10 protein-coding genes are annotated in these 8890 nt (G+C 52.3%); 6 read left to right on the forward strand and 4 right to left on the reverse strand.

The annotated features are described in order from the left end of the window. The first annotated feature begins 1 nt into the window (after position 1). The 5 genes from VNZ65_RS16535 to VNZ65_RS16555 all read left to right on the forward strand — a co-directional run bounded on the left by VNZ65_RS16535 (position 2) and on the right by VNZ65_RS16555 (position 4012). A complete protein-coding gene (locus VNZ65_RS16535) occupies positions 2 to 727 on the forward strand; it encodes a peptidoglycan recognition family protein (RefSeq protein ID WP_325670889.1) in 726 nt (241 codons plus the stop codon). A 17-nt stretch (positions 728 to 744) separates the two neighbouring features. Then, positions 745 to 1071: a hypothetical protein gene (locus VNZ65_RS16540; RefSeq protein ID WP_325670891.1), complete on the forward strand. Its 327-nt coding sequence runs from the start codon at positions 745 to 747 to the stop codon at positions 1069 to 1071. Between the two features lie 39 nt (positions 1072 to 1110). Continuing rightward, a complete protein-coding gene (locus VNZ65_RS16545) occupies positions 1111 to 1548 on the forward strand; it encodes a hypothetical protein (protein WP_325670893.1) in 438 nt (145 codons plus the stop codon). Between the two features lie 347 nt (positions 1549 to 1895). Further along, complete coding sequence (locus VNZ65_RS16550) at positions 1896 to 3263, forward strand: AAA family ATPase (protein WP_325670895.1); 1368 nt, start codon at positions 1896 to 1898, stop codon at positions 3261 to 3263. Continuing rightward, positions 3254 to 4012 (forward strand): RloB family protein, encoded by a 759-nt coding sequence (locus VNZ65_RS16555; RefSeq protein WP_325670896.1) that lies wholly within the window; start codon positions 3254 to 3256, stop codon positions 4010 to 4012. The genes VNZ65_RS16550 and VNZ65_RS16555 overlap by 10 nt, the downstream gene beginning before the upstream one ends. Positions 4013 to 4602: 590 nt before the next feature. Here the strand turns inward: VNZ65_RS16555 and VNZ65_RS16560 are convergent. The 4 genes from VNZ65_RS16560 to VNZ65_RS16575 form a co-directional block, all read right to left on the reverse strand. Next, the gene (locus VNZ65_RS16560) at positions 4603 to 5088 is read right to left on the reverse strand and encodes a hypothetical protein (RefSeq protein ID WP_325670897.1); all 486 of its coding nucleotides are present in this window, start codon (positions 5086 to 5088) and stop codon (positions 4603 to 4605) included. Between the two features lie 87 nt (positions 5089 to 5175). Beyond that, positions 5176 to 5385: a hypothetical protein gene (locus VNZ65_RS16565; protein ID WP_325670898.1), complete on the reverse strand. Its 210-nt coding sequence runs from the start codon at positions 5383 to 5385 to the stop codon at positions 5176 to 5178. Then, a complete protein-coding gene (locus VNZ65_RS16570) occupies positions 5382 to 6440 on the reverse strand; it encodes a phage portal protein (RefSeq protein WP_414649152.1) in 1059 nt (352 codons plus the stop codon). Before VNZ65_RS16570 ends, VNZ65_RS16565 begins: the two co-directional genes overlap by 4 nt. Next, the gene (locus VNZ65_RS16575; RefSeq protein WP_325670900.1) at positions 6437 to 8272 is read right to left on the reverse strand and encodes a terminase ATPase subunit family protein; all 1836 of its coding nucleotides are present in this window, start codon (positions 8270 to 8272) and stop codon (positions 6437 to 6439) included. Before VNZ65_RS16575 ends, VNZ65_RS16570 begins: the two co-directional genes overlap by 4 nt. Before the next feature lie 138 nt (positions 8273 to 8410). On the opposite strand from VNZ65_RS16575, the gene VNZ65_RS16580 reads away from it, so the two are divergent. Then, a partial coding sequence (locus tag VNZ65_RS16580; RefSeq protein WP_325670902.1) for a GPO family capsid scaffolding protein occupies positions 8411 to 8890 on the forward strand: 480 nt, incomplete at its 3' end.

Genomic DNA, 8890 nt, shown 5'->3' on the forward strand with positions numbered 1-8890 from the left:
GATGGGAACAGACGCACATTACACGCCGACACAGTGGGCAACTGCCTTTACTGAATCCGACTATATATGCAAGCCGTTCAAGCTGGTTACTGTTAATGACAGAGCAGCGACCCGGGAAGCAATCATTACTCGTGTTCGACAGCAAGGCATGGAGTTCGTAGAGCGATCCAGCTGGGCCGCGCATAAGAACCGCTCAGAAAAAATGAAGGACGACTGGAATTACACCAAGATTGCCATCCATCATGCCGGACGTAGTTTCTCCTGTGGACCTGCCGCACTACAATTGCAGGAAATCCAAGGCGAACAAATGCAACGTATTTCAGCGGACGATATTGGTTATCACTATGCCCTCGATTGTTTCGGAAACGTCTTTGAGGGCCGAGATATCCGGTTCAAGGGAGAGCATGTGCATAACTACAATACCGGCGTTATCGGTATCGTCTTGCTGGAAAATTTGGCGGAACCGGAAGAAGGCGGCGATACCGTATCTGCCGTGAGAAAATTTTTTAGTGCTATGGGTGCCAATGAGCAGCCTGTCGTGCCAGCCGCGCAAAGCGAATCAGCTACAAAATTCATCGCCATATTGCGCGAGTTCTTCGCGATTACTACGCTAGGCGGTCATAGGGAGTTCCCTGGCCAGACACGTGAAGGGAAGATTTGCCCCGGTAACGTAGGTCTATCTTTTGTGAAAAAGGCTCGTGCCGTTAGTGGGCTTGCGGCGCCATGACAGAACATTCGAATTCAATGCAAAAACCATTCAATAAAAAAATCATCTACATCGCGGCTCTGATCTTGGTACTGCTGATTGCTTGGTTGTTTACAGGATACGTGCGCTCGTATCTGGATGACGAACAGCAAACCACATTTTTCATCAAGAAATTTCCCTCTTTTCAAATGGAGTTTACCGATCCTTTTGCTAATGAGGGCGACAGTCCTGCCATCGCAGACCTTTCCACAGTGGATAGAAAATCGCTTGTTGATTACTGCAAATACCGCTTTGGCGTAACGTCAGGCAGTGATGAGGCGTTGGACGAGTGCGCTAAGAATATTCCCGGTTACTTGAAACGGTGAGAGTGCCAAGTCTCTATACAATCAAATTTATGGAGTGATATGGCTGCTGATATTGTCGCTGCATGCATTGGAGCTTCTGCCGCTGTTGGAGTGGCGGTGGCCGGCTACTGGTTCACTAAGAAAAGAGAAAGGGACGCTGAGCTACGAAAAGAGAAACTGGAACACTACAAAGATTTCGTTGCCAGCCTCAGCGGCATTATTTCGGGAGAGTCAAGCCCAGACGATCAACGCGCCTTCTCCCGCTCATGCAACAAGTTAAATTTGATTGCGCCGCAAAGGGTAATCAGCGCCTTACAAGCATTCCAAGAGGAAACCAAAGTCAGCAACAAGCAGCGAAGCTTGCAGATGCATGACAAGCTCATGTCCCGGCTGCTTTATGAAATGCGTAAGGACCTTCAGATAACGCCCAAGGACAAGGACCCTGATTTCATATTCGGCCTATGGGCCTCAGGTGTGCCAAGTCAGAAACCAGAATAAAAATTCGTGGGTGGACTCAAGCAAGGATGAGAAATTTTCCGGCCTGAGGAAATATCCTGCAAACGCGAGTCCTTAGTGCATCTTTTCAGTAACGCAGACCTTCCTCTCACGCCAACTAGATAACAGACATTTGCCACCGAACAGCACCGACCGCGGTCAGTGCTGTTCGGTGGCACATTAACCTCGCGAACCGTGGGGCATTTGTTCTTTCCACCTCCCCTCAAAGGAATTGCTCGCCATTACTCAATTTATCGCCAATTTTGTGAAAAAATCACAAAATTGGGTAGACATATGTCATATGACGCTGTATTTTTCATTAATAACGTGAAAAAAACACAGAGGAAATCATGATTGTTTCATTTTCGGTAGCAAATTTTCGTTCCTTTTCAACAGAGGAAACCTTCTCTCTTGCCGCGAGCAGCCGAATATCGGGAGCGCACGAAACGCATGCTGTACCGATTCCGAACTCCAAAGAAAAGGTACTCCAGGCAGCTGTTGTCTATGGGGCAAATGGCGCGGGAAAGTCCAATCTTTTCAAAGCACTTCGATTCGTAAAATCTAGCGCGTTACGCCCTAGGCCGAAAGGTGCTAGCACTGGTCGGGAACCATTCGCGTTCAGCGAAAACAATCAAGAACTTTCTAGCTTCGACCTTCAGTTTATTGCAGCCGGAAAGTTATATCGTTTCGGTTTTAAATTGAATGACATAAGAATTACTGAAGAGTGGCTTGTCCAAGTAACCGGAACACGCGAAAAAATAATCTATGAACGCACCACTGATTCGGAGGGGAGCGTAAAAATCGAAGCACCGGGGCTCAAAGGGAAAAGACTGAGCGCTCTTGCGACTGTTGGAGGTCCACAAAATCAAACATTTCTTGCAACAATCAACGCGACTCTCGATGAGGAGTCTTTTGGCACCGAACTAAGCGCCGTTCTTCGCTGGATAAAAGTGGACCTTGTATTGATTGCTCCGACAGAGTCATTTCGAGCCTTAGGGCACCATTTTTCGGAAGACGTAGGATTTCTGGAGTTCGCTGGAAGCTACTTGCGAGCTTCATCTACGGGCGTGGATCGCTTAGATGTCGAGAAGAAAGAGATCACCGAAGACGAACTTAATAGACTGCTACCGAAGGAAAGAGTTACCAAATTACTGGACGACCTGAACACAAGCGAGAATCAAACCGCATTGCTCAAGCTAGGGGAAGGCAATGAATTGGTCTTTGAGAAGACACCTGAAAATCATTATTATCAGATAACAATAAAAGCAATACATGAACACCAAAAAGGACAGAGCACTCCGCTGGCCCTAACGCAGGAATCAGATGGTACTCGCCGCTTGTTAAATCTGCTTCCTGCACTTCATCATCTACGGAACAGTAACGCCGTATATTTTATCGATGAAATAGATAGGAGTATGCATCCAATTTTAGTTTGGAAATTCTTGGAATTTTTCTTAAAATCTTGCACAGGTGGTCAACGCCAGATTATTGTGACAACGCACGAATCGAATTTGCTGGACTTGGCTTTGTTGCGACGCGACGAGATTTGGTTCGCCGAGAAAGATGTCAGCGGCTCCACTCACTTGCATTCACTAACCGACTTCAACGTGCGGAAGGATTTGGAAGTCCGTAAACATTATCTTCAAGGTCGATTTGGAGCGATTCCATATCTCGGAAACATTGATGGATTGCTGGAATCGGAAGGCTCATGCCAATGAGCCTTCTTCAAAGACAACCTCGACCGGTGAAACGCGACTCTGGCCGACTCAGGGATGATCGACTATTTATTGTTGCGTGTGACGATACGTATGCCCCAAAACAATATTTTGATTTTTTCCAAATAACGCGGGTACACGTTCATGTCATTCCAACCGTAGACGGCACGTCAAGTGCCTCACACGTACTCGAACGCCTCCTAGGCATAGACCATGAGCAAGACGACGAGCTTTGGATGTTATTAGATACAGACCATTGCACCACAAAAGGTCATCTGAAAAATTTCATTGCTGCCATACAGGATGCCAAGCAACGAGGAGTACAAGTTGCATTGAGCAAATCCTGCTTTGAGATATGGTTATTGCTGCATCATGTGGCTGTTTCTGACATCAAAACACTAAAGACCGCCAGGCAGGCCGAGACAGCATTGCGGCATGCGCTGTCTGGTTATAACAAAACACGACTTGATCCGAAACACTTTCCAATTGCATCCGTAGCTGAAGCGTGCGAGCGTGCTGAGAGTCTGGATATTGTCGTCTCGGGTGGGGACATCCCCGATGAAAATACGAGTCGAGTTTATTTGCTCTGGAAGGCTATTGTTGCAAAGGCACTCCGTTCACAACTACCGCCTGAGCTTCACGGCCTGCTAGACGCGAACACGGCATCGACTATTCCTATGACCTCGCCTTCCCAAGTTGACGAAACAAAAAATATTCGCTCGAAGCGACGACCAAAGGAAAAATTGAAATGATCAAAATATGAACCCAATTAGAAGAGATGGCTTCAACCGTCAATCACAATCCTCGTCGCCGGGCCATATGGCGTTTGCAAGCGCACATTAGTTGGGTCTTACAATGGAGTGAACCCTACCTGGTCCAGTTGCAGGGGTTCACTCCAAAAGTGCGTCATATTGCGTCAATCCGTTGCAGCTAAATTCCCCGCGAGCCCGGCGTAGTTTGGAGACTTGGCGTTTTTTCGAACTGCGTTAAAACCAGTGCATTTAACGGGATGGGCAGGCGTGGGGGGACTGGTCGGCGCAGGTCCTAGCCGACATCTTTTTTCGCGGCAAGACAACAATGTCGGGACGTAAAAAAGCCGCATGGTGCGGCCTTAATCGATGCAGGCGCTGCCGTAACAACACGGTAGCGGGGCAGGTAGCCCATCAGCGCCAGGCGTAAAAAAACCCGCACTGGGCGGGTGTATAGGCATTTCTGCTATTGTTTGCATTCTTGCAAACAATATAATGAGATCACATGGCAACGAATAACCCGTTACAACCGCGTCCGCAACCGCAACCTGTCTATCGCACCCCATCACGGGAAAAATACAACGAAAAACCTCCTACCTCCCCCCCAACACCCACCAGGCCACCGCAAAAATAATAAATATGGCTGGACTGGCAATTGCCAGTCTGCGCGCTAAATTAAGGCGGCCAGCTAACAATGCGTTACGCTTAGCCGCCGCATCAATCCGAATTTGCAGACCCAGCAATTCTGCAGCACGCAGATCATCAAACTCTAATTCTGGCGCATGAAGGTTTTTCGGATCGTTATAAACCTGCGGAATTGGCATCATCATCAGACACTTGGCAACAACATACCAGCTGGCGCCAAGCAGCCATAACGTAAATATTGTCGCGCCAAACGACAACCAGTTCCAACTATGGGCATCTATCGCTTTGGCTGCATAGGCCAACCCGCCAGCCATACCTGCCAATGACAACGTCAATGTCGTTGCCGCTTCTTTTGCCAGCGTATCGGCGCAGGAATGATGCATTTTCATATTTTCGATACCAGCTTTTTCTATCCAGTCCAAGCGATCAGTCATCCTGTGTTCCTTTAAATTGATGTTTCTGGCGGCGGTACATACAGCGTACCATTGAATTTATTCACAATCTCCCCACTGGGTAGTCCCTCAGCGTCCGGCGCGCCTCTTCGCCTCCTGTTCCTTCTGATAGTCATCCCGGCAATCGGTATTGCAGAACCGCGCCCCATGGGCGACATCGTCATCGCAGTAATGGCAGCGCCCGTCCGCCTCCAGCTGGGGGATGCGGCGCGCATGCGCCATGGCTACTTCGATGTCCTTGGCAATGCGCCACTCGGCGCGGTCGGCTACATCTCTCATGGTTTCTTTCCTTCTCCGGTCATTAATTCGTATGGTTCAAATTTCACTACCTCCTGTTGTAACCAGTCATTCAGTGCCAGGAACTGCGTTTGCAGCGGCACCAGCTCGTTACGCACAAACACCCGCGCCGCCGGCTCAATCGCCCCGAAGCCGCCCGTGTTGTTCGGCATGATCCCCATCAGTTGCGGCGGCACGCGGTGCGCGGCCAGCACGTCGTCGCGGGTGACGCCCTTGATATTGAAGAACTCATCTTTCGCCGCCACGTCCGACACCGGCAGGATCTGGATGCCGTCCTTGTTGCCGTTCGGTGCGTACATGAACAGGTTGCGGAAATTGCCCGGCCCCTTGCTGTCGCGCATGGCCTGGCGTAAATTGTCGACATCCTTGATATTGGCGGCGGGGTCGGTCATGTACAGCACGAAGCCGGCGTGGGAACCGTTTTTGTAGTATTTCCTACGGAACAGCGTGGCTGCTTCGTTGAGCCAGGCCGACTGCAAAGCGGACAAGTACTGCGGCACGCCGTACACCTCCTGGTTTAGATCCGGGTCCATCAGGTGGAAGATGGCGCCCTTGTCGAATGCATGTTCCTGCTGCCAGCCATTCACAAAGAAATAGTTATCAAGTTCCCGCCCTCGCCGCATGTACTTCGCCAGTGCATGGGTCAGTTGAAGGATCTGACCGGTGCGGCTTGCTCTCTTTTCCAGATAGCCATTGCCGAACGTCAGGAAATCCAGCGCGAAGCGTTTAAACGCATCCCGCGACAGGATCTTGTTCGGCACATAGGTCGAGGTCAGAATGTTGGTCTTAAAATAGATGGCGCTGCTGTGGTGGACGCTGGCATGAAACGATTTCGTCAGCCCCTGGAAACTGACTGGCGGCTCGTACCACTTGCCGTTAAGCCAGCATTCCAGGTTTTCCATGATGTCGGCGTGGTCCAGCACTGGCGTCGGGTCACCAAAGGTAAAGGCTTCCATGGCTGGCGCCAGCGCGGCCTGGGGCGTTGCCGGCGCCGCCGCCGCTTGCAGCCGTGCGTTTTTAAAACGTTGTTTCTTCACGATGTGTAAATCTCCATAAAGGATTGGGTGTTTTCAGAGACGCCCTCAATCGGTTCGTGATCGAGCGCATGCATGCAGGCCCAGGCCAAGTCCGCGTGACCAGTCTCGGCGGTACGGCCTGCGTCATATGTGACTTGCCGGCCACTGGCCGTTAGGGTTTTTCGGATCGCCATGAAAGCCGCCGACAGGTCGGTGGCGCCGGCGTCGAATTCAAGACGGCCCTTGCTAATGACGTCCTTGGCCTTTAGCACCATGCGGGTCTTGACTTCGGGCGAATAGTTGATGGCCGTGGCGCCAGGGAAGAACTGTTTGACTATCGGAAATACGCCGATCCCCATACCGGTCGTATCGATGCCGATGTATTCGACCTGGTAGCGCAATGTCATTTCCCGGATGGATTCGGCTTGCGCGGCAAAATCCATGCCGCGCCACTGGTGACGCTCCAGCACACGGAACTTGCCGCCGGCAATCAGTGGCGGCGCCAGGACCACGCAGCCGGCGCTGTCGCCGGACAATGACGGGTCGTAACCGATCCAGACAGGACGATAGCCAAATGGGCGCGCCGCAAACTGTTTCACATCGTCCCAGACTTCCCAGGAATCGACCATGCAGGCTTCCAGCTCGGCCAGCGGAAATATCGACTTGGTGTCGTCGATAAAATTACACATCAGCAGGTTGTCGAACTGGTCCGGGCTGTATTCGTAGTCGCGCAGATGATCCAGGTCGAACAGATTGCAGCCGCCGGCCTCGGCGTCCAGGATGGTCACGATCTGGCGCCAGATCTTGTCCTCACCCGTAAAGCCGCTGGACAGCTTCAGGTGTGAGATATCGATCTTGGCCTTTTTTGCCTTCTGGAGCCGGTCGCTAAATTCCTTACCTGTCCAGAACGGGTACGCCTGGTGATTCATCGAAGACGGCGTCGAAAAATAGGTTTTACGCCACTTCTTCTGAATCGCCATTCCTGACGCCACCTTGTTCAGCTCCGTAAAGTTGTGGGTCCAGAAAAATTCGTCAAAATAGAAATTGCCGTGATAGCCCTGGGCGGTTCTGGCGCTGGTCCCCAGGAAATACAGGTGCGCGCCGTTCGGCAGCACAATCGGGTCGCCGGACAGCTCCACGCCGGCGGCTTCCTTGGCGAACTGGACGATGTACTGCTTAAACACGTGCGCCTGCGCTTTCGACGCCGACAGAAAAATCTGATTGCGGCCGGTCGCCAGGGCGTCGGCCAGCGCCTCGCGGGCGAAGTACCAGGTCGCGCCGATCTGGCGCGACTTCAGAATGATGCGCGTTCTTTCATGGCCGTTGCGATACCAGACTTTCTGATAGTCGAACAGCGAATCGCGGAAGGCATCCAGTAGCTGGCTTTGCTGTTCTTCGCTGAAGTCGTTGCGGGTCGGCTTCTTCTTCGGGCCGGCGTTGCGCTTGTCCAGGTTCGGATTGAGATCCGCCTCGTTGCCACCACCGTCATAGCGGCGCTTGCGCGACATCTGCACCAGGGAGCGGGTCAACAGGTCGATTTCCTTGAAGTCGCTACCGGTCTTGACCTCCTTGCCGACCAGCTGGACCATACGCGCTTCGATCTGCCCTTCCACGCGATCGATCGCCGTGGACAAGTGCCACTTGTCGCGCTCTTTCCAACTGGCGACGGTGCTGCGTTTGATCTTTAGATGTTTGGCAATCGAGGAGATACGCCAGCCCTGCCAGTACAGGCTGCGGGCGGCGTCGCGTATGGCGGCGGGATCGTTGGTAACGGCGGCCAGCTTTGCAAGCGTGCCTGGCGCGCGCGTGGCGCTGCGTTTGGCTGGCTTAATTTGGACAGGTTTGATTAACATGCCGCAAGCGTAGAGGGCAACGCCTGTAAAAGCCTCTGTCGGAAAGTCGGTAAGACTGTTATCAACCCGCTGCCGATTGTTTCCACGCGCAGCAACGCCGACCATGGCGGTATTCGAACTTCCCAAAATACCGACACCATGGCAAAGACGACCTCCACCGCTCCAAAATCCAAATTCTTCCGCGTCGCCGTCGAAGGCGCCACCACTGACGGCCGTGTCATCGACCGCGCTTTCATTGAACAGATGGCCGCCAATTTTGACCCGCAGGTGTATGGCGCCCGTATCTGGGTCGAGCATCTGCGCAGCACCTGGGCAGATGGCGCCTTCAAAGCCTATGGCGATGTGACGGCAGTCAAAGCCGAGGAAGTCGAGCTGGGCGGCGTCAAGAAGCTGGCGTTGTACGCGCAGATCTCGCCCACGCCGGAACTGGTCGCCATGAACAAGGCGCGCCAGAAAATCTACACCAGCATCGAAATCAATCCGAAATTCTCCGACACCGGCGAAGCCTACCTGGTCGGCCTGGCCGTGACCGACAGTCCCGCCAGCCTCGGCACTGAGGTTTTATCGTTCGCCACCAAGAACACCGGCAACCTGTTTTCGGTGGCGGAAGAAACAACG

The sequence above is a fragment of the Collimonas sp. genome (assembly GCF_035566555.1).
In the GTDB taxonomy this organism is placed as follows: Bacteria; Pseudomonadota; Gammaproteobacteria; order Burkholderiales; family Burkholderiaceae_D; genus Collimonas.